Here is a 22902-nt window from a genome sequence, read left to right as displayed (position 1 = left end):
AAACCCAAGGGTTTCGCGCCTTTAAGTCCCCCCTTCTGATCGCAACCCGCCTTCCCTTCGCCGGGTGGCGAACGTCCCGAGCCCTGGACTTGTCCCCCTTCACTCCCGGTGGGGGTTCGGCGGGGGGTGGTGGGCGACCCCGGTGGGGAGGGCGAGCGGTGATCCGACGTTGACTTGGGTGGGAGATCGGGTTACGAGCGCCGCCTTCCTCCGTCTCATTGGATCAGGCGTGCGCCTCCGGGGTGTGCGCCACAGCATCCCAGGAGTCCAGCCGTGTCCAAGCGCACCTACCAGCCGTCGAAGATCAAGCGCAACCGTACCCACGGGTTCCGCAAGCGTAACTCCACCCGCGCGGGCCAGGACGTGCTCAGCCGCCGCCGCGCCAAGGGCCGCAAGCGCCTGGTCGTGTCCGCTTACAAGAAGTAGTCGGGACGCTCGCGTGAAGGCCGGGGGCCAGGCGCCATCTCGCGACGAGCGCTTTCCCAAGGCCCTCCGCCTGCTCAAGCGGCGCGAGTTCCTCGAGGTCCAGGAGAAGGGGCAGAAAGTGCCCGTGGAGTGTCTCCTGGGGCTCGTGAGGCCCAATGGTCGGCCCCATTGCCGCGTGGGCCTCACCATCTCCAGCAAGGTGGGCAATGCGGTGGAGCGTGCCCGCTTGCGGCGGCTGCTGCGCGAGTGCTTCCGCAAGCGCCACGGGCAATGGCCGCCGGGTGTGGACGTTGTGCTGGTGGTGCGCCAGTCCGCCAAGGATGCCCCCTTCCCCGTCGTGTCGCGCGCGTTCGACGGCATCACCCGCAAGCTGCAGCGGCTCTTCCCGTCCGTGCCCCGGGAGTCTCCTCCTCGATGAGCCCGCTCGCTTTCCTCCTCGCGCTGCCCATCCGCTTCTACCGTCGGTGGATTTCCCGCTGGCTGCCCCCGGCCTGCCGCTTCCACCCTTCCTGCTCCGTGTATGCCCTGGAGGCGCTGCAGAAGCATGGCGCCCTCCGCGGCCTCCGCCTCATCACCTGGCGCCTCTTGCGCTGCCAGCCCTTCCATCCGGGCGGCTTCGACCCGGTGCCCTGACCGCTCCCTGCCTATGAACGACCTGGATCCGCTCTCGCCCAACTCCGCCGACTCCCAGCGGCGACTGCTGGTGGCGCTCGCGCTCGCGATGGTGCTTACCTACGCCTTCACCACCTTCTTCGCGCCCAAGCCGCCCGAGGCGGGCGCCGCGGACGCGGGCACGCAGGTGGCCGAGGTCTCCGACGGAGGCACCCCGGCCGTGACGCCCCCGGCTCCCGGTACCCCGCCCTCCCCGGGTTCCACCCTCGAGGGCACGGGCGCCGTGGCCGAGACCCCCGCCCCGCCCGTGCGCGCGTTGGATTTGCGGCGCACCGAGACGCACTACACGTTCTCCACCGAGGGCGCGGGCCTGACCGCGGCGGTGCTCCAGGGCGCGAAGATGCGCGAGCAGCAGCACCTGGGCGTCACCGAGGGCTACAAGCTGCTCTTCGGCGGAGAGGTGCCGCCGCCGCCGCAGATGAATCTGGCGCAGCCGGTGCCCGCCCAGCCCCTGCCGCTCGCCGTCTCCATCGACGGCCCCACGCCCCTGCCGGCCAATGCCCGCTACGCGGTCGACGAGTCGGTGGCGGCCGAGCGCGGCGCCACCTTCACCGCGCGCCAGGGGCCGTGGGAAGTCGTCAAGAGCGTGCAGTGGCCCCAGCCGGGCTTCGAGATCCTCTACACCGTGCAGGTGAAGAACACCTCGGCCCAGCCACTCACCGGGGAGTTCAAGGTGCACTACGGCCGCGCCATCGATCCGGCCAACGAGCACGCCCCGTCCTTCTTCGGCGGCATGGGCAACCTCAGCCACGCCTCGTGCCACGTGGGCGAGGAGAAGCACAAGCTCGCGGCCGAGGACAAGCAGCCCGACCCCGAGACGCTGCGCGGCCCCGTGCACTACTTCGGCATCGATCAGCAGTACTTCCTCTCCGCGCTCTACCCGCTGGAGGGGGCGCTGCAGGGCCGCTGCGAGCTGGTGGCCACCGCCCAGGCGCGCTCGGTCGTGGCCGCCTTCCCGCTCACCGCCGCCCCCGGCCAGACGGTGACGTTCCGCTTCGGCGGCTACCTGGGGCCCAAGGATCCGGACCTGCTCGCCGTGGTGCCCGGTCCCGAGCTGCGCACGGCCGCCAGCCTCCCCGCGAGCGCCTACGCCCCGCCGCTCGGCGAGACGATCGACTACGGCATCTGGGCCGTCATCGCCAAGCTGCTCGTGAGCATCATGAAGTTCTTCCACAACCTCACGGGCAACTGGGGCGTGGCCATCATCCTGCTCACCGTGCTCGTCAAGACGCTGCTCCTGCCGCTCACCCACCGGTCCATGGTGAGCATGGAGGCCATGAAGAAGCTCCAGCCGCGGGTCGAGGAGCTGCGCAAGAAGTACGCGGATGACCGCGAGCGGCAGAACATGGAGATGATGAAGCTCTACCAGGAGGCCAAGGTGAACCCGCTCGGCGGCTGCCTCCCCATGCTCATCCAGATGCCGGTGTGGATCGCCCTCTTCACCGCCCTGCGCAACAGCTACGACATCTACCAGGAGCCCTTCTTCGGCCCGGTGTGGCGCGACCTCACCTACAAGGACCCCACCTACCTGCTGCCCATCGCCCTGGGCGTGAGCATGATCATCACCCAGAAGCTCCAGCCGCAGATGGGTGACCCGGCCCAGGCCCGGTTGATGACCTGGTTCCTCCCCATCATCTTCACCGCCACGCTCTTCAACTACCCGGCGGGGCTCGCGCTCTACATCTTCACCAACAACCTCCTGTCGATCGCCCAGCAGTACGGGCTGCGCAAGTGGCTCGAGCGAGGACAGGCCGCCACCGCCCCCGCCGGAGGCAAGAGCAAGTGAGCGACAGCCAGCCCTCCACCGCCTCGTCCTCCGCGCCGGGCGCCGACCTGCGCCCGCGCGTGGAGCGCCTGCTCTCCGACATCCTCGGCCTCATGGGCTTTCCCGCCCGGCTCGACTTCAAGGAGGCCAGCGATGGCAGCCTCGCCGTCGCCCTGCACTTCCAGGCCGGGGCGCCTCCGGGCGTGGAGACGGGCAAGCGCAGCCAGGTGATGGACTCGCTCCAGTTCCTCCTCAACAAGATGCTCCACCGCCCGGGCACCGAGCGCCGCTTCGTGCTCCTGGGTGCCGGCGTCCACCCGGAGCCCCGCGGCGAGCGCGCCCGACGCGAGCCCGCTCCCGCCGCTCCGGCCCCCGCCGCTCCTCCCGCGCCTCGTGCCCCCGCGCCCGCCCCGGCGCGCCCCGCCAAGGCCGCCCCGCCCGCCCCGCCAGGGCCGCCCCGCCCGCTCCCGCCAAGGCCGCCCCGGCGCGCCCCGTGGAAGCCGATGAGCGCGCCCTGGAGGTGGCCGAGGATGCCGCCCTGCGCGTGGCTGCCCGGGCGCTCGCCGAGAAATCGGCCACCCTGGGCCGCGTCTACGCCCTCGTTACAATGAAGCAGGAGGACCGCGCGCGCGTCCTCAAGGCCGTGAGTGACGTGCCGGGGCTCAAGGTCGCCTGTGAGGGTGAGGGCCGCAACCGGCGCGTCGTGTTCACGCCGGACAAGGCCGCGCCGCTGCCCAAGCGGAGCATCCTGCCGGCGGATGATGACGAGGATGACCTCGAGGGGTGACACCCCCTCGCGGCGCAACCGACTGAAAGGGGAGCAGATGGGCAAGGCCAAGTCGCTCAAGGACAAGCTGTACGGCGCGGCCGTGCTGAAGATGAGCTTCCGGCTCCGGGGCGACGAGGAGTCCCCCGCCTTCAAGTTCGTGTACCCCGGCGTGCTGAGGGACTTGGAACTGGAGGACGACGCCGTGGAGCGCTACATCGTCGACAACCGCGAGGCCGTGGAGCGCGCCGCTCGCGGGGCCTCACCCGCGCCCGGGCCGCGCACCTGACGTGGTGACGGCGGGGCGCCCGCGCGCTACCGACGCATGACTCCTCCCGCCACCCTCGCCGCGCTCGCCACCGCCCCCACCGCCGGGGCCGTGGGCATCCTCCGGCTCTCCGGCCCCGCCTCCCTCGAGGTGGGCCGGCTGCTCGCCCCCGGCATCCCCGCCACCCCCACGCCCCGCCACGCCTACCTCGCCTCCTTCGTGGACGCGCACGGCGCCGTGCTCGACGAGGGGCTCTTCCTCTACTTCCGCGCGCCCCACTCCTTCACCGGCGAGGACGTCGTCGAGTTGCAGGCCCATGGCGGCCCGCGCCTGTTGCGGCTGCTGCTCGCGCGTGCCCTCGCCCACCCCGCGGTGCGTCCCGCCGGGCCCGGCGAGTTCACCCGACGCGCCTTCCTCCATGGCCGCATCGACCTGACCCGGGCCGAGGCCGTGGCGGACCTGGTGGCCGCGGACTCGGAGGCGGCCGTGCGCGCCGCCGCGGCGGGACTCGCCGGAGCGCTGGCCACCCGGGTGCGCGCGCTGGAGGAGCCCCTGCGCGCGCTGCACGCGGACCTCGAGGGCGTGCTCGACTTCCCCGAGGAGGCCGAGGGCGCGGACGCGGACGTGGAGCCCCGGCTCGCCGCCTCGCGCGCCGAGGCCGAGGCGCTGCTCGCCGAGGCGGGGCGGGGACGGCTCGTGCGCCGCGGGGCGCGCGTGGCGCTCTACGGGCCCGTCAACGCGGGCAAGTCCACGCTCTTCAACCGGCTCGTCGGCGAGGCGCGCGCTCTCGTGGACGAGGAGCCGGGCACCACGCGCGACGTGCTCGAGGCGCGGCTCGAGTGGGAGGGCCTGGGCGTCACGCTGCTGGACACCGCGGGCCTGCGCGAGGCGCCGGGGCGCGTGGAGGCGCTGGGCATCGCCCGCACCCGCGAGGTGCTCGCCACGGTGGACCTGGCCGTGCTGGTGCTGCCCCCCGGCGAGTACGCGCGCGCGGCGCGGCGCTGGGAGGAGGACGCGGGGGCCACGCCCGTCCTGCGCGTGGCGGGCAAGTGCGACGTGCGCGCGGGCGGGGCCCGGAGCGGGGAGAGCGGAGACGGCGCGCTGGCCGTCAGCGGCCTCACCGGCGAGGGCGTGGAGACCCTGCGCGCGGGGATGCTCTCGCGCCTGTGGGGCGGGGGCGCGCCCGGTGCCGTCGCGCTCGTCTCCGAGCGTCACGCGGACGCGCTGCGCCGCGCGGCCGAGGCCCTGGGGCGCGCCGGGCAGGCGCTGCGCGTCTCCACGCTCGAGGCCGTGTCCGGCGAGGTGGGGCTCGCCCTGGAAGCGCTCGGCGAGGTGTCCGGCACGCACGTCTCCGAGGCCCTGCTCGACGCCATCTTCCAGCGCTTCTGCATCGGCAAGTAACGCCCGCTCCCCCGCCGGGGAGGCATGTCAGACCCGTCCTTATAGTGCTGCTCCCGGAGCGGCCTTCACGGCCATGGGAGGACAGGGTGATTTCGATGTGCAACAGCCAGGCGGTGGCGTACTCGGCCCTCGAGGCCATGCCCACGGGGTGGGTGGGGGAGATCCTCGACGAGGAATTGGTGGCGTCGCCTCGGCCTTCCGACATCCAGGCGCGTGCCGCCTTCATGTTGGGCGTGGAACTCGGGGAGCGGCTGGCGCCGCGGCGCTCAGGCGCGGGGCGCTGGTGCTTGCTGCGCGCGCCGGAGCTGCGCCTGGGGCGGGACGTGCTGGTGCCGGACCTGGCCGGCTGGCGCGCGGAGCGGCTCGCCGAGGCCGCCAACCCCGGGGAGCCCTTCATGCGTCTGGCGCCGGACTGGGTGTGCGAGGTGCTCGGCCCCGGCTCGGTGGTGTTGGACAGGACGCGCAAGCTGCCCGTCTACGCGCGCGCGGGCGTGTCGCAGGTGTGGCTGGTGGATCCGCTGGCCCGCACGCTGGAGTGCTTCCAGCGCGTCAAGCGCGGCTGGCTCCTCGTCAGCACCCACGAGGGCGAGGCCATCGTCCGCGCGGAGCCCTTCCCCGGGCTCGCGCTGGAGCTGTCCGCGCTCTGGTGGCCGCCCGCCGAGCCCGTGCTGGAGCTGGTGCGCTGAAGGGTGGAGTTTGAGCCGCCGGGGCACGGGGGGGGAGTGCTCCGGCGGCTCGTCCCACGGGCCCTACCAGGTGGTGTCCGGCACCGGCGCGGCGAGCACGTGCTGGCGCTCCTCGACGAGGCCGAGCCTCACCGCGAGCCGGTAGAGCGCCTGGGTCCGGGCGAGCACGGGCTTGAGGGGTGTCGCCACGCCCGTGCCCGCCTCCACGTCATCGCTGTTGTCCCCGCGGCGCTCGCCGAGCAGGTCCGCCAGTATCTCCGCGGTGTCCTTTTCCCTCGGGAAGAGCTCCACCTGCACCTCGCCCTCCAGCTTCGCCGCCTCCTTGGCGAGCCGCAGCGCGACGGGGAAGCCGCCCAGCTCGTCCACCAGGCCCTTCTCCTTGGCGTCCTCGCCGGACCAGACGCGGCCGCGGGCCACCTCGCGCAGCTTCTCCACCGGCAGCTTGCGGCCCGCGGCCGCCTTCGCCGTGAAGTCCTCGTACACCCGATCGAGCGACGCCTCGTTCTTGGCGTGCTGCTCCGGGGTGAACTCGAGCGAGCTGCTGTACATGGTGGCGTTCTTCCCCACGCCGAGCGCCTCCCAGCTCACGCCCAGCTTCGCCCACAGCTCCGCCGTCACCATCTTCCCGCCGTACACGCCGATGCTGCCGGTGAGCGTGCCCGGCTGGGCGACGATTCTGTCCGCGTCCATGGCGATGAAGTAGCCGCCGCTGGCCGCGTACGTGCCCATGGACACGATGACGGGCTTGCCCTGCTCGCGCGCGCGTTGCACCTCGCGGCGCACCGTGTCGCTCGCCACGTAGCTGCCCCCGGGGCTGTCCACCCGGAAGAGGATGGCCTTCACCCGCGCGTCCGCCACCGCCTTGCGCAGCGCCGCCGCCACCGTTTCTCCGCCCAGCGTGTCCTCGCCCGACATGGGGTTGGACTCGCTGCGCCCGCGGGAAATGGTGCCCGCCCCGTAGACGAGCGCCACCACCGGCCCCCGCGTGTGGGGCCGCCCCGCGCGCTCGAGGTACTTCTCCAGGTACAGCCGCTTCACGCCCTCTCCCGCCGTGTCCTTCACCTTCTCGAGCACCTCGTCGCGGTAGAGCAGCCCGTCCACGAGCTTCAACTCCAGCGCCCGCGCGCCGAGCAGCGGCGCCTCGTCCATGGCGGCGCGCACCGCCTCGGGCGTGAGGCCGCGGCCCTCGGACACGCCCCGCAGCATCTGCTCGAAGATGCTCGTGAGGTAGCGCGTGGACTCCTCGCGGTGCGGCTCGGTGTACGTCTGCTCGGTGAAGGTGTTGACGGCGGCCTTGTACTCGTGGCGCTTGCCCATCTGCGGCTTGACGCCGAGCTTCACCAGCGCGTCGCGCGCGAAGGGCGTCTCCTGCCCCACCCCCGTCACCGACACGTCCCCCGAGGGCTGCACGTAGATGGCGTCGAACGCCGAGGCCAGGTAGTAGGTGCCCGTGGCGCTCGTGTCCTCGCCGAAGGTGTCCGCGTACGCCCACGCCTTCTTGCCCCGCGAGCGGAATGCCTTCACCGCGTCACGCAACTCCTGCACCACGGCTGTACTGCCCGCGGGACCCTCCAGCCGCACCAGCAGGCCCTTGACGCGTCCGTCCTCCCCCGCGCGCTCCAGGGCGTCCACCACGTCGCGCACCGTGGGCGGGTGCTCGCCGAAGGCGCTCGTCAGCGAGTCCTCCGGCACGTGCTCGCGCAGGGGCTCGGTGATGTCGAGCTCCAGCACCACGTTGTCCGGCACGCCCGGCCTGCTCGACGCCGCGAGCCAGGCGAGCCCGACGATGGCCGCGACGAAGAGCAGGGCGACGCCGCCCACCACGGCGAGTGAACCGATGAAGAAGCGTTTCATGCGCGAGGACTCCTGACTCGGACGAAGGGGTCTGGCTTACCACGCTCGCGAGCCGTGCGCCCGGCGCGCCTGCTGGGGAAGGGTTGTTCACCCGTGGACGCTCGAAGCGAGCGCCTGCCTCCTTCCAGTCACCGGAAACGCACCGAGGGGTCTTCATCGTTTGCCCTGATGACTATTCCTTCTGGCGCTCAAGACCTCGCAGTCCCGGACCGAAGCCACCATGGATTCCCCCACACCTTTCCTCGCGCTCCCGTCATCCTCGCGCTCCACCCCGACGGGCGTGGACAGCCCCTTCCCCGAGTCCATCACCCGCCGGGTGCATACCGTGCGCGGGGGGGGAGGCGTGGCGTTGCGCGTGCATGACGCGGGAGACATCCATGGCCCGCCGCTGCTGTTCATCCATGGGTTTTCCCAGTGTCACCGCGCGTGGCGGCGGCAATTGCACAGCGCCCTGGGGCTGGGCTTCCGGCTGGTGGCGTTGGATTTGAGGGGGCATGGGGACTCGGACAAGCCGCGCGGGGCGTATGGGGAGGGGCGGCTGTGGGCCGACGACATCCAGGCGGTCATCACCGGGCTCGGGCTGGACAACCCGCTGCTGGTGGCGTGGAGCTACGGCGGCATGGTTGTCTGTGATTACCTGCGCCACCACGGAGAGCAGCACATCGCGGGGGTGAACTTCGTGTCCGCCATGGTGAAGAGTGGCACGGAGGAGGCGTTCGGGCTGCTCGCGCCCCAGATGCTCTCGCTCATCCCCGGGCTGTTCACGCCCGAGGAGCCGCTGAGCCACGCCGCGCTGGAGACCTTCGTGTCGCTGTTGCACCACGAGGAGGTGTCGCGGGAGACGCGGCGCCTGGTGCTCGCGTACACCGAGGGGGTGCCGGCCCACGTGCGCGAGGCGCTCGGCTCGCGCTCGGTGGACAACGACGACGTGCTGCGGCGGCTGTCGGTGCCGGTGCTCGTGTCGCATGGGCAGGAGGATCGCGTGGTGCTGCCCGCCTCGGGTTGGCACATCGCCTCGGTGGTGCCGCATGCCCAGGTGTCCATCTTCGGGGGCACGGGCCACTCGCCCTTCTGGGAGGATGCCCGGCGCTTCAACCGCGAACTCGCCGCGTTCGCCGCGCGCTGCTGGTAGCGCGGGGGCGGCGAGGCTTTTCTCGTGGTGTCAGGAGAGGATGCAGTCGAACTGCTGGATGACGGCCTGGAGTGCTTCCGGGGTGATGTCGAAGTACTTCGCTTGGAAGGGAGCGTGGAACGTGAGGGCGCGGGTGTCGGCGGGGTAGTTGGCGAGGCCGTCGATGACGATGCGGCCGAAGCGTCCGGGCCAGGTGGCGCTCTTGAGCGCGCGGCTGTTGCGGACGGGATCCAGGAGGGTGAAGCAGGGCCATTTGGGAAAGCGCACGGTGGCCGGGTCGCAGCCCATGATGCGGCAGCCGTCCAGGCGGGCCTCGGAGAAGTCACAGTCCTCGATGGAGCCGTGCTCCCAGCCGGGCGCATAGCCGGGCCAATGGCCGAAGTCACAGTCCGACAGGTTGCCCTTGAACTTGCAGCCCTTGAGCGAGGCCAACACCCACGTTTGCTTCTTCTTCAACTCCTGTTTCACCTCGAAGGTGCAGTCGATGAACCGGGCCTGATTGATGACCAGGTTCCTGGCGGGCACCTTCAGGACGACCGTGCAGTTCTTCAGCGTCAGGTGGGTGCTGAGATAGTAGAGTGAGTTCTTGTCCGTTAATTCCAGGCGCTCGTTTTCAATCACCCGGTCGCTGAAGACGACGTTTTCGAGCCATCCCATGGTCGACTCCTCTCAAAAGGTGAGCATCCGGAAGAATTCGCCCGCCATACGTCTGCCATGCCGTGCCATGTTCGAATCTGTCCCGGAGAGAATCTCGTACTGGCGGCCTGTTGACATGTCAATTACATCCACACCCTTGTTGAGATCGAATTTGTAGAGCGACTGAAATTGGGTTTTTACCCGTTCTTGCACGTAACGCCCCCGGGCCTCACGCTCCAGGAGCCGAGCCAGCCAATACTTGCCCTTGCTCAGGGCATCCTGGATGGCAATTTGCTCATTGGGAGTGAGCCTTCCGGGCCCCCATTCCCTCGCGGCCTGGGTAACCGCCTCCTGGAGCTGGTCCCCCACCTTGTCTGTCGTGGGAATATCCGCCAGGGATTTACCGCGTGGCAGATGCCAGCGTTGTCCATTGGCGAGCTCCACCTGCACGTTGCCGCCCCGGTGGCGAATGAGGGTGGTGGAGCCACCTCCCCCCGAACCCTTCCCCCCACCCTGCTTGAGCATCACCACCGCCAGGGGGCCTCGGGCCGACATCGCCACCTGCTGCACTGTCGCCACCGTCTGCGCCAGGGCTTCCTCGCCCGACAGCGCCATGCCGGGCTCCAGCACCGCGCTCCCTCCCTGCGCCTTCCACCGCGCTCCCGCCAGCCCATGGCCCGGCAGGGACTTCACCCGCGCCGCCATCTCTCCCAGCGTGCGCCCGCCGAGCGTCGTCACCGCCAGAATCATCGTCCGCGCCGCGTCCTCCCCCAGCACCGTGCCGAAGCCCTCACCCGCCGCGCGCAACTCCTCGAAGGTGGTGGCCTCGCGCGCCGCCATGGCCATGCGGCTGTAGCCGTCCATCAGCCCCCACAGGGTTTCCACCCCCAGCCACGCCAGCAGAATCACCGTGAGCCCCGCGGCCAGGGCCTTGGTGGTGGGCTCGGGCACCACCCACGCCGCGCAGTAGAGCGCCACCGTCCAGACAATCAGGGACACCATGGCCCTCACGTCCAGCAACTCGCGCCCGAGCGCCGCGCGCGTCTCGTCCAGCACCGGGCCGAACGCCAGCGCCAGCGCCAGGGTGCGCCGGTCCTCCGCGCGCAGATGGGGCCCATCCTCCAACAACCCCAGACAGTCGCCTCCGCCCCGGCGCTCGCACCACCTCAGGTACTTCACCCTCAAGGCCTCCTCCGCCTCGGGCGACAGGGGCACCAGGCCCGTCTGGCTCAAGGGCACGAAGGTGTAGCTCTGGCCGCCGTAGTGCTCCAGCAGCCACTGGCCCTGCATGTCCAGGTGCTCGACGTCCGGCTCCGGTGGCGGCGGCGCGTTCAACAGCGTGCGGGCGGCCTCGTGCGCGGGGGCCCCCGTCAGCCGCATGTCGCGTGAGAGCCGCCGCAGGGCCCGCTGGAACTCGGCCGGGGGGAGGGGCACCGGACGCGCAGGGACGGCGCCCGGCTCCAGGACGTCCAGGGTGTATTCGATGGCCGGCGCGGGGCCGGGCTCCGCCGCGGGCACCCCACTCCCTCGCGGCGGGGCGGTGACACACGCGGACTCGAGGAAGAGGACGGGCAGCAGCCAGCCTCCCCACGCGCGGTGCGGCTTCATTCCCCGCGGACGTGGGTTCACGAGACGACGGGTAGACACGGCGCGTTTCCGCTGCATCGCACGGACTGAAGACGGTCAGACAAGGAGAGTCAAGCAACCGACCGTTGCTCGCCGTGTTCGCCGCGCGCTGCTGGTAGCTCGGTGCGGCGAGGGAGCGTCAGGCAAGGCCCACCAGGGCTCGCATCAAAGCCCTGGCGCCACGGCCAACGTCGGGAAGGTCACGTTCCCGATGACGAAGGTTCGTTGGCCGTCAGCCTCCCAGAGCTTCAAGGTGAAGGTGCCCTCGGTTCGTTTTTTCGGGGCCATTACCTCGATCCAGATGCTCCGCCGCTCCCCCGAGGGGATTGGCTCGGCTGGCCAGAAGGTCGCGTCCAGCCGCTCGCCCTTGGCGCCGACGAGCACCGCGCCTCGCGGCGTCCACGACTTCGCCGTGTCCGGGTTCTCCAGCCACAACTCCATGGCAACTCGGCCAGGAGCGCGAAGCGTTTTCACCTTACTTTGCTGGAGGGTGTTGCTCTCGCGCGCGGTGATGGACTCGGTGATGTTGTGAGACGGGATGCCCTCTCCTCCCATCATGCCGGAAGCGAACAGGCCAATGAGCCCATCCGGCCTGTCTCGTTCCGCGCGCATCCGTTGGACTTCCGCGCGCAGTCCCGTGTTTTCCTCGCGCGTCTTCCTCAACTCGGCTTGGACGGAATCCAGCGAACGCGCGTGGCGGAAGATCTCCACCCGGCGCTCGCCCATCGCGGGATGAATGATCAGCCGGAAGGAGGTGCAAGCAGGAGCCGAGCCATCCGCGAAGCACACCGTCAACGTGCTGGGCTTCGCACCGCGCGCTTTCTCCGAGGGTTCAAGCGTGATGAGCCGCTTTCCAGGTGCCACCTCGAAGTGCTCGCGATTCTCCAGCGTCATCCCGTCCGCACGCACATCCGAGTCGAAGCGGAAGGTCGTGGGCTGCCCTGGACTGAGCTGCACTTCGGAAACTTCGTGGGCCCCTTGCGCTGTCAGCTCGATGCAGCGGTCTTCCAGCTCTCCAGGTGGAGGGCAGGTTTGAGCAGTGGCGGAGTTCCCCGCGAGAAGAACCAGCATCAGGAACGCAGCAGGTGACGAAGCAGACACGGGGAGAAGACTCCAAAGCAGAGACGGTGTCCGCCTCTATCACGTCTCCGGGCTCCGTGATGACTGAGCCCGGTGATGGTACTGGCCATTCGGCTGGCCTCTACTCGAAGCTGTTGACGGCTTTCACGGCCACCGAGGAGAAGATCCGTACGCTCTCCGGTCCGCCATCCGGCTTCCGGCCTGCGCCTCTCCTGCCTTGCTCGTCGTGCATTTCCATGCAGACCTTGAATGTCCCTCCGCCCGGCACCTTGGCCTCGGTGAGTCTTGCGTATACGCGCCCATCTCCGAAAATCAGCCGCCCAGACAAGAGGGTCGCATCCGGCAACTTGCCCCAGCCCCCGAGCAACTCGATGGTTGTGTCCCCCTCTCTCACGGGGATGTATTGAGCGGGGGAAACCTGGAAGACCGCGTCATGTAGGTCCCCGATGTCGATGCCGAGCGTCTCCATCGTCTCGACCGCACCCGCCGGACACGGAGCAGACTCCGGAGTCTGCCTCACTTGTTGAGGGGGCGGACATCCCGCCAACGCATTGCAAACCAGGCCCGTACCGATGACCTTGGCCGCGCGTCCGAGAACCTTTGTCTTCTTCTGTGGGGGCTTCTCGCCGCTGTCATCCTTGCGAAGCATCATGGTCATCCCAGGCGCGGAGATGGAGCCCACCGTGGGCTCTGCGCCTTCTCCGCTTGGAGGATCCAGCGGCTTCGCGGATTGCGCCACTTCACGGCCGGACTCGGCTTGTCGGGTGGGAACGGCCTCGGATGACGCACCGAGTGGACCCACCCCAGGCGGAGCGCGCGGCGACGTGGCGAACAGGACCGCGCCGAGCACCACGACGGCGAGCCCCGCCGCGGCCGCGAAGCAAGCGCGACGGCGCGACATCCGAGTGGGCGGAGCCGCGGTTGCTCGCGGTGCTTCGGCAGGGGCCGGGACTCGTGGTGCTTCGCTCTCCTGGCCGTGTCCGGCGCTCTCCGGTGAAGAGGCAAGCCCTTCCTCGAGATGGGGAAAGGCACGCGTCCTCGCGGCGGCGAGCCCTTCAGGGACCTTCACGGGGAGAGCGTCATCGGGCTCCGGCTCCGCCGCGACAGTGGGAACATCGTCCTGATTCGGAGCGGGCTCGGCTCCCTTCTTCGGCTTCCGTCCGCGTCGAGGCTGGGCCCTCGCCCACTTGCGCAGCATGCGTGTCTCTTCGTCCTCGTGCGCATCCACCAGGGACGGCTCTTCCTCGGTCGTCTGGGTGTCGGGCGAGTCTGGATCGAACAGCGGGAGGTCCCAGAGTGCGTCCTCCCCGGCAGCGGCCAGGGCGCCCCCCAGGACGGCACACAGTTCCACGGCGCTCGCGTAACGCTCCTCCGGCTTCTTCTCCAACATCTTCATGCAGATGTCGGAGAGGGCGCGCGGGACTCGCGAGTTGAGAACGTGCGGAGCCATGGGCCTCTGACGGATGATCCGCTCCGCGAGTCCGCCGCCCTCCCAATTGTTCCTGTCGCCAAACGGAAGCACGTTGGTCAGGAGCCAATAGAAGCTGACGCCGAGCGCCCACAGTTCATCGCTCGCACTGAACTCGTAGTGGACGAGTTCGCGGTTCGAGCGGCTGAAGAGATACGCCTCCGGCGAGCGGAACTCATACGTCCCTGGCGGTAGACCGAACGGGGTGATCACGGGAGCACCGGCATAGGTGCCGACTCCGAAGTCGATCAGCACGGGCCGCTCGTTCCTGCTCTTGATGAGGATGTTCTCGGGCTTCAGGTCTCGATGAAAGACGCCCTGGACGTGGACTTCCCCGAGGGTGAGTGCGGTCTCCAACAGGATGCGAGCGGACTCGCGCGCCGAGGGGTTCTCCTCCTTGGCGAACTCCTCCAGCGTCATGCCGGGGACGAAGTCCATGACGAGGTAGGGAGTCCCGAATTTTGGATCAAGCCACCGGTCGCACGCGCGAAAGCGGGCGACGCAGGGATTTTCCAGTTGAAGAAGGATGCTGATCTCTCTTCGCGCGCGTGCGTCGAGCGCGGTCGCGCGAAGCATCTTCACGGCGAAGAAGAGGCCGCCGCGCTCCGCCTTGAAGACCGTGCCAAATCCACCGGAGCCGAGCTTCTCCAGGATGCGATAGTCGCCGACCATCTCCCCGGGTTCTGGGTGCCTGAAGACGAGTGCCACGAGAACCACCTCCGAGGTGCTGGAGCGTAGCATGACCTCCGAACTCGTGTTCCTCGGAGCGGGTCGCCGATGAAGGGCCGGGGTTTGTGGTCCGGTTCGGCGCCGTCGTCGATCACGTCATCGAGGAGGGGGCGGTGGCACGCGGGCCACCTTCTTCGCGTGCGCGATGGCCTCCAGATGTTCCTCGCGCAGGGGGCGCTCCCGGCGGAGTCGGCGCACCCTTCGCTCCGTGTCCTCCAACATGGCCCACGCCTCACGAGCCTGCCGGGGAAAGAGGTGAAGGGATTGTACGTAGAGGCAGGTGACGTGGACGCGCATCCCCAGATCGCGGAAGCCGAGATTCTGGATACGACGAAGCCACCGACCGAACTCCTTCCACGGCATGCCGAATCCGAATGCCTCGGTGAGGAGGGTCTTCGCGATGATGCGCTGCACCGCGAGGCGCTGGGCTGGAGTCTTTGCCTTTTGCAGCCAGCGTTTCTCCAGTTTCAGGAGTTCGCGCCTGCATTGTTCGTAGGGCGCATCTGACTTCATGAATTCCATGAAGAGGAGATCGATCTCCTCACCGAACGTCGTGGCGCGCTCCTGGCGTGGGGTCTCCATGATCAGGCTCCAGGACAGGGCTTGTCGTTGGCTTGCCACGGCCAGAACCCGTGACGCATACATGCCTCGTAACAGGCTTTACACTGCGTTTCCTTCAGGAGATTGTTGGGGCGCGTGGCCTCGGTCGGAGGTGTTGCACCACACCGATCGTATTGGCCTGGGTTCTGCTTGAGACAACAGGTGACGGTGCTGTCGGTCGGGTTGCACTCGGCCTGAGTGAGCGCGATGCTGCCACCGTCCCCAGCGGCGCTCGTTGATAAACACCCAAATGCCAGAACGAGCCATACCGGGCGGCACGGTTGACCGCGACCGACAACACGGGCTTGTTGCATGGCGACCCCCGAGGAGCCTGGACCAACGGCCAACCTCGTCATACCCACTGGAATCATTCGCAAAAGGAGCCCCGCCTCTGATGTGTCAGCCGGAGTACTCGCCGCTTTGGCGTTGGTTGGCTCGTGCTCAGTCACGTCGCGGTGAGCGTCGCGGACAAAACGCTCCCCGAACCGCGCGTGAACAAAGTCCCTGCAACTGGCACCGGACGCGGAGGGACGGCGCCCGGCTCCAGGACGTCCAGGGTGGACTCGATGGTCGGCGCGCGGTCGGGCGAAGCTGCGGGCACGACGCGCCCTCGCGGGGAGGTGACGCACGCGGACTCGAGGCAGAGGACGAGCAGCGGCCAGCCTCCCCACGCGCGGTGCGGCTTCATCCCCCGGACTGGAAACGTTCAAGCGGGGTGAGTCAAGCCAGAGCCCCCGCCGCATTCCCCCTCCCCTTTTCTTCTCGGGAACACCCTCGGGCCCCGTCTGGTTGGTAGCTTCCAGACGCCATCTGGCCCACCCCTCGCGCTTCGAGGCTTCCCGCATGTCCCTCCCCTCCCGCCTGCGCCTGCTCGGCCTGGGCTTGTTGCTCGTCTCCGCTCCCGCGCTCGCCAAGGCGCCCGCCACACCGGCGACTGCCACCCTCCCCGCTCCCTTCACCAGTGTCGAGGGCATCTCCGAATACCGGCTCGACAATGGCTTGCGCGTCCTGCTCTTCCCGGACCCCACCAAGTCCACCGTCACCCTCAACATCACCTACTTCGTCGGCTCGCGGCACGAGGGCTATGGCGAGACGGGCATGGCCCACCTGCTCGAGCATCTCCTGTTCAAGGGCACCCCCACCACTCCCAACGTGCCCCAGGCCCTCACCCAGCGCGGCGCCCGCCCCAATGGCACCACCTGGCTCGATCGCACCAACTACTTCGAGACCTTCCCCGCCTCGGACGACAACCTGCGCTGGGCGCTCTCCTTCGAGGCCGACCGCATGGTCAACAGCTTCATCGCCAAGAAGGACCTCGACACCGAGATGACCGTGGTGCGCAACGAGCTGGAGCGCGGCGAGAACGAACCCAGTCGCGTGCTCGGCCAGCGCGTCATGAGCGCCGCCTACCTCTGGCACAACTACGGCAAGTCCACCATCGGCGCTCGCGCCGACCTGGAGCACGTGCCCATCGACAGGCTCCAGGCCTTCTACAAGAAGTACTACCGGCCGGATAACGCCATGCTGGTGCTCGCCGGCCGCTTCGAGCCCGCCCAGGCGCTCGCCGAGGTGAAGAAGACCTTCGGCCGCCTCAAGGCCCCCAAGCAGCCCCTGCCCGTCACCTACACCGAGGAGCCCGTGCAGGACGGCGAGCGCCGCGTCACCCTGCGCCGCGTGGGCGACGTGAGCGCCCTCACCACCGTCTACCACGTGCCCGAAGGGGCCCACCCCGACTTCGCCGCCATCGACGTGCTCTCCCTCTCGCTCGGCATGACGCCCTCGGGCCGTCTGTACAAGGCGCTCGTGGAGACGAAGAAGGCCGCGAGCGCCGGCGGCTACAGCCTGCAGTTGCACGACCCGGGCGTGCTCACCTTCCGCGCCACCGTGCGCGACGGCCAGTCGCTCGACGCCGCGCGCGAGGCGCTGCTCACCACCGTCGAGGACGCCGCGCGCACGCCCTTCACCGACGAGGAGGTGGGCCGCGCCAAGACGGCCCTGCTCAAGCAGGTGGAGCTGACGCTCAACGACTCGGAAGGGGCCGCCATCGAGCTGTCCGAGTGGGCCGCCATCGGCGACTGGCGCTTGTTCTTCCTGCACCGCGATCGCATCGAGGCCGTCACCCCCGCGGACGTCACGCGCGTGGCGGCCGAGTACCTCAAGTCCTCCAACCGCACGCTCGGCGAGTTCCTCCCCACCGCCCGGCCGGACCGCGCCGAGCTGCCCCCGCGCGTGGACGTGGCCGGCATGCTCCAGGGCTACCAGGGCCGCGCCGCCGTCGCCCAGGGCGAGGCGTTCGATCCGTCGCCGGACAACATCGAGAAGCGCGTCACGCGCTCCCAGGTGGGGGGCCTCGAGCTGGCGCTGCTGCCCAAGAAGACGCGCGGGGAGATGGTGAGCGTGGCCATGTCGCTGCGCTGGGGCACGGAGAAGGCGCTCACCGGCCGCTCGGGCGCGGCGGAATACGCCGGCGTGCTGCTCATGCGCGGCACCACGAAGCACACCCGCCAGGAAATGCGCGACGCGCTCGACAAGCTCAAGGCCCGGGTGTCCGTGTCGGGCTCGCTCACCAGCGCCGGTGTCTCGGTGGAGGCGCCCCGTGCGAGCCTTCCCGAGGTGATGAAGCTCGTGGCGGAGATGCTGCGCGAGCCGGCCTTCGACGCCCAGGAGTTCGCCCTCGCGCAGCAGGAGCGGCTCGCCTCCCTGGAGAACCAGCGCAGCGAGCCCGCCTACCAGGGCCGCCTCGCCTTCGCTCGCGCGCTCTCGCCCTACCCCTCGGGCCACCCCTACTACGTGAGCACCTACGAGGAGTCGCTCGCCGAGGCCAAGGGCACCACGCTCGAGCAGGCGCGCGCCTTCCACCGCGACTTCTACGGCGCCTCGAATGGCGAGCTCTCCGCGGTGGGTGACTTCGACGCCGAGGCCCTCAAGACGCAGGTGGCCGAGCTCTTCGGCGGCTGGAAGAGCCCCGCGCCCTACGAGCGCGTGCCGTCGCGGCCCTACAAGGCGGGTGCCCAGGCGCTCGTGGTGGAGACGCCGGACAAGGCCAACGCCCTCTTCTTCGCGGGCGAGGGGCTCGCGCTGCGCGATGACTCGCCGGACTACCCGGCGCTGGTGCTCGGCAACTTCCTGCTCGGCGGCGGCTTCCTCAACTCGCGCCTGGCCACGCGCGTGCGCCAGAAGGACGGCCTGTCCTATTCGGTGAGCAGCTCGCTCAACGCGGGGGCGTTGGACCCCGTGGGCATGTTCTCCACGTTCGCCATCTACGCGCCGCAGAACGCCGAGCGGCTGGAGACGGCCATGCGCGAGGAGGTGGAGAAGGTGCTGCAGAAGGGCTTCAGCGCGCAGGAGCTGGAGCAGGCGCGCGCGGGGCTCCTGGAGTACCGGCGCACGGGCCGCGCGGATGACTCGGGCCTGGCGCGCACGCTCGCCTCGTACCTGTACTACGACCGCACGCTCGCCTACGACGCCGCGTTCGAGAAGCGCATGAGCGCGCTCAAGCCCGAGGACGTGCGCGCGGCGCTCGCGCGGGTGCTCGACTGGAAGCAGGTGACGGTGGTGAAGGCGGGCGACTTCGAGGGCGCGAAGAAGAAGGCCGCCCCGGCGCCCGTCACGGCTCCGGCCGCGCCGTGAATCGCCGGGCCCTGGGGCTCGGGGCTCCAGGGCCCACGCGCCGGAGGGGACTCTTCCTCGAGGACGTGCGCGCCTTCTTCCGCGCGCTGCGCCGAGAGGGCCGCGTGTCCTCCCTCCGCTCTCTGTGGAACGGGGGGGAGGCGCCGGGTCCACCCGGGCCCGGAGACGCCGGGCCCCGGGGGGGAGGCTACTGACGGGTGAACGTGGTGGAGAGGCTCTGGAAGGTGCAGTCGGCGGTTTCGCCCTGCGCCTCGACCTTGGCGGTGATCTTGCCGTTGGCCACGGGGCCCAGGACGTTGATCTGCGTGTTGCCGTCGTTGCTGACGGCGGTGAGGGTCGCGCCCGAGGTGGGGTTGAAGTTGCCGCTCAGGTCGCCGGTGCTGAAGCAGGAGGCCTTGTTGGTGCTGGCCGTGCCCGTGACGAAGGTCACGCCGTTCAGCTCGGTGGCCTCCTTGATCACCAGGCTCACCGACCAGCCGGAGACCTCGCCCTTCCACGTGCCGAGGTAGGCGTTGGTGCCGCCGCCACCACCACCGCCGCCGCCGCCACCGCCGCCACCACCGTCGTCACCACCGCATGCGTTGCAGCCGGCGACGACGAGGGCGACACACAGAATCCAGTTCTTCATGATGAGTCCTCTCCAGTGAGAAGCAGGTTACGCGCCCGGCCGCGAGGTGCTGCACCCGGGCCCGCGGCCAAGGTGTTCCGGTGGGATAGCCGATGGAACCTGGGTCGGTGGAGAAAAATCTCCACTGAACAGTTGGCGAGACCTCGGGGGACGGACGGGGAGTGAGGAGGGGGCCGCTGGAGGGGGGGGCCGAGGCGGCTCCCGGCGCGAGGGGTCGGGAAGCCAGGAGCCGCCTGCGGGACTCGGGTTACTGGCGCGTGAGCGTGATGGCGGTGCGAGCCGTGTCGCACTCCGAGGCGGTGCTGGTCGCCTCGAAGTAGCCGACGAGCGTGTTGCCGGACAGCTCCCCGGAGATGTCCACGACGGTCGTATTGGCGGCGGAGCCCGAGGAGTTGGACAGGATCTGCGCGGTCTTGCCGCTGACGAGCGTGGCCGCCGCGGTGCCGTTGGTGAAGCAGGCCGGCTTGTTGCTGCTCACGGTGCCCGTGAAGTAGCTCGTCCCGCTCTGCTCGGTGGCCTCGTCGAGCACCACGGTCACGGACCAGCCGGCGGCCTCGCCCTTCCACGTGCCGCCGAGGCCGCTGCCGCCGCAGCCGGTGAGCGCGAGGGCCAGACACACAATCCACTTGTTGTTCATGGGGTTCATCTCCAGGAGGAGCGGTCGCGCGAGCGCGCGCCGCGAGGTGTTGTCCCCGGACTCCCGGTCCGAGGGCCCGGGCGGGATAGCCGATGGCGCCTGGAGAGGTGGAGGAAAATCATCCGGGCCCGTGGCTTCGTGCCGAGGGGGCGGGAGCGGGGGGCGGGCCAGCGAGGGGAGGGGGCCTCTTGCCTTCGGAGGGCGGGCGCGTGAGATAGCGGCATGAAGCAGGCATACGACGTCATCGTGGTGGGGCTGGGGCACGCGGGCAGCGAGGCGGCGCTCGCGTGCGCGCGCATGGGCCTGTCCACGCTCGCCCTCACGCTCAAGCGCGAGCGCGCCGCGGTGATGAGCTGCAACCCGGCGGTGGGTGGCACGGCCAAGGGCCACCTGGTGCGCGAGCTGGACGCGCTCGGCGGGGAGATGGGCCGGGTGGCGGACCTCACCGGCACGCACTTCAAGACGCTCAATGCCTCCAAGGGCCCGGCGGTGCAGGCCACGCGCGTGCTGTGCGACCGCGACGCCTACGCCCGGGCCATGCAGGCGGTGCTCTTCGGCCAGCCGGGCCTCACGGTGCACGAGGCCGAGGTGTCCCAGGTGGTGGCCGAGGGCGGACGCGTGGCGGGCGTGGTGCTCGGGGACGGCACGCAGGTGGCGGCGCGCGCGGTGCTGCTCACCACCGGCACCTTCCTCCAGGCGCTCATGCACGTGGGCGAGAAGAAGGAGGTGGGCGGACGGCTCGGGGACGAGGCGGCGCGTGGCCTGTCCGACTCGCTGCGCGCGCTGGGCTTCACGCTCGGCCGCTTCAAGACGGGCACCCCGGCGCGGCTGGTGCGCGACAGCATCGACTGGGCCGCGCTCGAGCCCCAGCCCGGCGACTTCCCCCCGCGTCCGCTCTCCCTGCGCACGAAGTGGGCGCGGGAGCTGGGCGGGGAGGGCGCGGGGTTTCCGTGCCAGCCCGCCGTCACGTGCGCGCTCACGTACACCACGCCCGAGACGCACCAGATTCTGCGCGACAACCTGCACCGCTCGCCGCTGTACCAGGGAGAGATCGTCGGCCGGGGGCCGCGCTACTGCCCGTCGCTGGAGGACAAGGTGGTGCGCTTCTCCGCGCGCGAGCGGCACCTGGTGTTCCTCGAGCCCGAGGGGCCCGACTCGCCGCTGGTGTACCCGGCGGGGCTGAGCACGAGCCTGCCCGCGGACGTGCAGCTCGACTTCCTGCGCACGCTGCCGGGGCTCGGGCGGGTGGAGGTGGCGCGCTATGGCTACGCGGTGGAGTACGACTACGCGCCGCCCACGCAGTTGCACGGGACGCTGGAGACGAAGCGGGTGGAGGGCCTGTACTTCGCGGGGCAGCTCAACGGCACGAGCGGCTATGAGGAGGCGGCCTTCCAGGGGTTGTACGCGGGGATTCAAGCGGGGCTGAAGGTGAAGGGCGAGCCGGCGCTGGAGCTGGGGCGGCACGAGGCGCACGGGGCGGTGCTGGTGGACGAGCTGGTGACGCGCGGGGTGGACGAGCCCTTCCGGATGTTCACGAGCCGCTCGGAGCACCGGCTGCGGCTGCGCGAGGGGAACGCGGACCTGAGGCTCGTGCGGTACGGGGCGCGGGTGGGGCTGGTCGGGCGCGAGCTGGCCGAGCGGGTGGAGGCGCGGGAGCGCGCGGTGCGTGGGGAGGTGGAGCGGCTCAAGCGCACGGGGCTGGCGGCGCGACTCAAGCGGCCGGAGGTGACGTACGCGAGCCTGGCGGAGGGAGCGGGGGAGGGGTGGCCCGAGCTGGCGGCGGACGTGGTGGAGGAGGTGGAGGTGGAGGTGAAGTACGAGGGCTACATCGTGATGGCGGAGCGGGCGGCGGCGCGGGAGGCGGAGGCGTGGGACGGGTGGAGGATTCCGGCGGACTTCGCGTATGGGGGGGTGAGGGGCTTGTCGGCCGAGGCGGTGGAGAAGCTGGAGAAGCACCGGCCGGGCACGGTGGGGCAGGCGAGGCGGGTGCCGGGGCTGACGCCGGCGGCGATTTCGCTGTTGCTGGTGGCGCTCAAGCGCGAGGGGCTTGGCGAGGGCGCCCGAAGAGGTGTCTGAAGGGGCGTCTGATCGCACAGGGGGGTGTGGACAACGTGTGGGGAACTCCGAGGAGGGCCCCGAGTGCAGTCATTTCGAGGGGTTGAGGCCCCGGAGAGGGAGGGTGGGCTGTGGACAATTCTCGCTTCGCCGATCAACTGCGGCGGGGGTGTGAGGCGTTGGGTGTGGGCGTGGGGGAGGACGTGCCCGAGCGGCTGTACCGGCTGATGGGCGAGCTGCTCAAGTGGAACGCGAAGGTGAACCTGACGGCGATCACCGCGCCGGAGGAGGTGTTGGAGAAACACTTCCTGGACTCGCTGGCGGTGTTGCCGGAGGTGGAGGGGGCCACGAGCGTGCTGGACGTGGGAGCGGGGGCGGGCTTCCCGGGGCTGCCGTTGAAGATGGCGCGGGCGGGCTTGTCGGTGACGATGGTGGATGCGGTGGGCAAGAAGGTGGGCTACCTCAAGGCGGTGGTGGCGGTGCCGGGGTTGGGGCTTGGGGGGACGAAGGCGGTGCACACGCGCGCGGAGGGCCGACCCGAGGCGGAGGGGTTGCCTCGAGCGGAGCGGGTGCTGGCGCGGGCATTCATGGATCTGCCGGACTGGTTGGACCTGGCGCCGGCGTACCTGGCACCTGGGGGGCACGTGGTGGCGATGCTGGGCAAGGCGCTCGGGGAGGAGGCGCTGCGGGAGGAGGCGGGGAAGCGGGGACTGGAGTTGGTGTCGGCGCGGGCCTACCGGCTGCCGTTCTCGCAGGCCGAGCGGCAGGTGGCGGCGTTCAAGAAGCGGGCGGAGTAGGGGAGGGCGCGCGGGGGCGCGAGACAGACGGAAGCGACGACGAGGG

21 protein-coding genes are annotated in these 22902 nt (G+C 70.1%); 13 read left to right on the top strand and 8 right to left on the bottom strand.

What is annotated here, in order from left to right; all coding sequences use genetic code 11:
- The first annotated feature begins 273 nt into the window (after positions 1 to 273).
- The 9 genes from rpmH to CYFUS_RS50175 all read left to right on the top strand — a co-directional run bounded on the left by rpmH (position 274) and on the right by CYFUS_RS50175 (position 5984).
- On the top strand, positions 274 to 426 hold the full coding sequence (gene rpmH, locus CYFUS_RS50210; protein WP_002621386.1) for a 50S ribosomal protein L34: 153 nt from the start codon (positions 274 to 276) through the stop codon (positions 424 to 426).
- A gap of 13 nt (positions 427 to 439) precedes the next feature.
- Entirely contained in the window at positions 440 to 844 is a 405-nt protein-coding gene (gene rnpA / locus CYFUS_RS50205) for a ribonuclease P protein component (RefSeq protein ID WP_095991712.1), read from the top strand.
- Positions 841 to 1059, top strand: coding sequence for a membrane protein insertion efficiency factor YidD (yidD, locus tag CYFUS_RS50200; RefSeq protein ID WP_095991711.1), 219 nt, complete (start codon positions 841 to 843; stop codon positions 1057 to 1059). Before rnpA ends, yidD begins: the two co-directional genes overlap by 4 nt.
- A gap of 13 nt (positions 1060 to 1072) precedes the next feature.
- Complete coding sequence (yidC, locus tag CYFUS_RS50195) at positions 1073 to 2884, top strand: membrane protein insertase YidC (RefSeq protein WP_095991710.1); 1812 nt, start codon at positions 1073 to 1075, stop codon at positions 2882 to 2884.
- Positions 2881 to 3474 carry a hypothetical protein gene (locus CYFUS_RS50190; protein ID WP_232537275.1) on the top strand — a complete coding sequence of 198 codons (594 nt, stop codon included), beginning with the start codon at positions 2881 to 2883 and terminating at the stop codon, positions 3472 to 3474. The genes yidC and CYFUS_RS50190 overlap by 4 nt, the downstream gene beginning before the upstream one ends.
- Positions 3471 to 3650 carry a hypothetical protein gene (locus tag CYFUS_RS53710; RefSeq protein WP_232537274.1) on the top strand — a complete coding sequence of 60 codons (180 nt, stop codon included), beginning with the start codon at positions 3471 to 3473 and terminating at the stop codon, positions 3648 to 3650. The genes CYFUS_RS50190 and CYFUS_RS53710 overlap by 4 nt, the downstream gene beginning before the upstream one ends.
- 37 nt (positions 3651 to 3687) lie before the next feature.
- Positions 3688 to 3918 carry a hypothetical protein gene (locus CYFUS_RS50185; RefSeq protein WP_002621381.1) on the top strand — a complete coding sequence of 77 codons (231 nt, stop codon included), beginning with the start codon at positions 3688 to 3690 and terminating at the stop codon, positions 3916 to 3918.
- Between the two features lie 36 nt (positions 3919 to 3954).
- On the top strand, positions 3955 to 5298 hold the full coding sequence (locus CYFUS_RS50180; RefSeq protein ID WP_095991709.1) for a tRNA modification GTPase: 1344 nt from the start codon (positions 3955 to 3957) through the stop codon (positions 5296 to 5298).
- Between the two features lie 95 nt (positions 5299 to 5393).
- Complete coding sequence (locus CYFUS_RS50175) at positions 5394 to 5984, top strand: Uma2 family endonuclease (protein ID WP_198317007.1); 591 nt, start codon at positions 5394 to 5396, stop codon at positions 5982 to 5984.
- A gap of 63 nt (positions 5985 to 6047) precedes the next feature.
- Here CYFUS_RS50175 and sppA read toward each other — a convergent pair whose 3' ends face one another.
- The gene (gene sppA, locus CYFUS_RS50170; protein WP_095991707.1) at positions 6048 to 7838 is read right to left on the bottom strand and encodes a signal peptide peptidase SppA; all 1791 of its coding nucleotides are present in this window, start codon (positions 7836 to 7838) and stop codon (positions 6048 to 6050) included.
- 220 nt (positions 7839 to 8058) lie between these two features.
- On the opposite strand from sppA, the gene CYFUS_RS50165 reads away from it, so the two are divergent.
- A complete protein-coding gene (locus CYFUS_RS50165; protein ID WP_095991706.1) occupies positions 8059 to 8970 on the top strand; it encodes an alpha/beta fold hydrolase in 912 nt (303 codons plus the stop codon).
- Positions 8971 to 9000: 30 nt separating this feature from the next.
- On the opposite strand, the gene CYFUS_RS50160 is transcribed toward CYFUS_RS50165, so the two are convergent.
- From CYFUS_RS50160 to CYFUS_RS50140, 5 genes are all read right to left on the bottom strand, one after another.
- Positions 9001 to 9627, bottom strand: coding sequence for a pentapeptide repeat-containing protein (locus CYFUS_RS50160; protein ID WP_095991705.1), 627 nt, complete (start codon positions 9625 to 9627; stop codon positions 9001 to 9003).
- 12 nt (positions 9628 to 9639) lie between these two features.
- On the bottom strand, positions 9640 to 11253 hold the full coding sequence (locus CYFUS_RS53705; protein WP_332468333.1) for a hypothetical protein: 1614 nt from the start codon (positions 11251 to 11253) through the stop codon (positions 9640 to 9642).
- 144 nt (positions 11254 to 11397) lie between these two features.
- Positions 11398 to 12303 (bottom strand): DUF2381 family protein, encoded by a 906-nt coding sequence (locus CYFUS_RS50150; RefSeq protein WP_232537905.1) that lies wholly within the window; start codon positions 12301 to 12303, stop codon positions 11398 to 11400.
- Positions 12304 to 12433: 130 nt separating this feature from the next.
- Positions 12434 to 14521, bottom strand: a complete 2088-nt coding sequence (locus tag CYFUS_RS50145; protein ID WP_095991703.1) for a serine/threonine protein kinase — start codon at positions 14519 to 14521, stop codon at positions 12434 to 12436.
- A gap of 84 nt (positions 14522 to 14605) precedes the next feature.
- On the bottom strand, positions 14606 to 15091 hold the full coding sequence (locus CYFUS_RS50140) for a hypothetical protein (RefSeq protein WP_095992700.1): 486 nt from the start codon (positions 15089 to 15091) through the stop codon (positions 14606 to 14608).
- 861 nt (positions 15092 to 15952) lie between these two features.
- Here CYFUS_RS50140 and CYFUS_RS50135 point away from each other — a divergent pair.
- Entirely contained in the window at positions 15953 to 18739 is a 2787-nt protein-coding gene (locus tag CYFUS_RS50135; RefSeq protein WP_095991702.1) for a M16 family metallopeptidase, read from the top strand.
- A 187-nt stretch (positions 18740 to 18926) separates the two neighbouring features.
- Here CYFUS_RS50135 and CYFUS_RS50130 read toward each other — a convergent pair whose 3' ends face one another.
- A complete protein-coding gene (locus CYFUS_RS50130) occupies positions 18927 to 19367 on the bottom strand; it encodes a hypothetical protein (RefSeq protein WP_095991701.1) in 441 nt (146 codons plus the stop codon).
- A gap of 247 nt (positions 19368 to 19614) precedes the next feature.
- Positions 19615 to 20004 carry a hypothetical protein gene (locus tag CYFUS_RS50125; RefSeq protein WP_095991700.1) on the bottom strand — a complete coding sequence of 130 codons (390 nt, stop codon included), beginning with the start codon at positions 20002 to 20004 and terminating at the stop codon, positions 19615 to 19617.
- Positions 20005 to 20226: 222 nt separating this feature from the next.
- On the opposite strand from CYFUS_RS50125, the gene mnmG reads away from it, so the two are divergent.
- Positions 20227 to 22080, top strand: a complete 1854-nt coding sequence (mnmG, locus tag CYFUS_RS50120) for a tRNA uridine-5-carboxymethylaminomethyl(34) synthesis enzyme MnmG (protein WP_095991699.1) — start codon at positions 20227 to 20229, stop codon at positions 22078 to 22080.
- 110 nt (positions 22081 to 22190) lie between these two features.
- Complete coding sequence (gene rsmG, locus CYFUS_RS54280) at positions 22191 to 22856, top strand: 16S rRNA (guanine(527)-N(7))-methyltransferase RsmG (protein WP_095991698.1); 666 nt, start codon at positions 22191 to 22193, stop codon at positions 22854 to 22856.
- Positions 22857 to 22902: the final 46 nt, after the last annotated feature.

This window comes from Cystobacter fuscus, assembly GCF_002305875.1.
GTDB classification, from domain to species: domain Bacteria; phylum Myxococcota; class Myxococcia; order Myxococcales; family Myxococcaceae; genus Cystobacter; species Cystobacter fuscus_A.
This window is presented reverse-complemented; position numbering and strand designations above follow the sequence as displayed.

Excerpts from the sequence above, each read along its gene's own strand:
- yidD (WP_095991711.1), top strand. The coding sequence starts at position 841 with ATGAGCCCGCTCGCTTTCCTCCTCGCGCTGCCCATCCGCTTCTACCGT.
- yidC (WP_095991710.1), top strand. The coding sequence starts at position 1,073 with ATGAACGACCTGGATCCGCTCTCGCCCAACTCCGCCGACTCCCAGCGG.
- CYFUS_RS53710 (WP_232537274.1), top strand. The coding sequence starts at position 3,471 with ATGAAGCAGGAGGACCGCGCGCGCGTCCTCAAGGCCGTGAGTGACGTG.
- CYFUS_RS50185 (WP_002621381.1), top strand. The coding sequence starts at position 3,688 with ATGGGCAAGGCCAAGTCGCTCAAGGACAAGCTGTACGGCGCGGCCGTG.
- CYFUS_RS50180 (WP_095991709.1), top strand. The coding sequence starts at position 3,955 with ATGACTCCTCCCGCCACCCTCGCCGCGCTCGCCACCGCCCCCACCGCC.
- CYFUS_RS50175 (WP_198317007.1), top strand. The coding sequence starts at position 5,394 with ATGTGCAACAGCCAGGCGGTGGCGTACTCGGCCCTCGAGGCCATGCCC.
- sppA (WP_095991707.1), bottom strand. The coding sequence starts at position 7,838 with ATGAAACGCTTCTTCATCGGTTCACTCGCCGTGGTGGGCGGCGTCGCC.
- CYFUS_RS50165 (WP_095991706.1), top strand. The coding sequence starts at position 8,059 with ATGGATTCCCCCACACCTTTCCTCGCGCTCCCGTCATCCTCGCGCTCC.
- CYFUS_RS50160 (WP_095991705.1), bottom strand. The coding sequence starts at position 9,627 with ATGGGATGGCTCGAAAACGTCGTCTTCAGCGACCGGGTGATTGAAAAC.
- CYFUS_RS50150 (WP_232537905.1), bottom strand. The coding sequence starts at position 12,303 with ATGCTGGTTCTTCTCGCGGGGAACTCCGCCACTGCTCAAACCTGCCCT.
- CYFUS_RS50145 (WP_095991703.1), bottom strand. The coding sequence starts at position 14,521 with ATGCTACGCTCCAGCACCTCGGAGGTGGTTCTCGTGGCACTCGTCTTC.
- CYFUS_RS50140 (WP_095992700.1), bottom strand. The coding sequence starts at position 15,091 with ATGGAGACCCCACGCCAGGAGCGCGCCACGACGTTCGGTGAGGAGATC.
- CYFUS_RS50135 (WP_095991702.1), top strand. The coding sequence starts at position 15,953 with ATGTCCCTCCCCTCCCGCCTGCGCCTGCTCGGCCTGGGCTTGTTGCTC.
- CYFUS_RS50130 (WP_095991701.1), bottom strand. The coding sequence starts at position 19,367 with ATGAAGAACTGGATTCTGTGTGTCGCCCTCGTCGTCGCCGGCTGCAAC.
- CYFUS_RS50125 (WP_095991700.1), bottom strand. The coding sequence starts at position 20,004 with ATGAACAACAAGTGGATTGTGTGTCTGGCCCTCGCGCTCACCGGCTGC.
- mnmG (WP_095991699.1), top strand. The coding sequence starts at position 20,227 with ATGAAGCAGGCATACGACGTCATCGTGGTGGGGCTGGGGCACGCGGGC.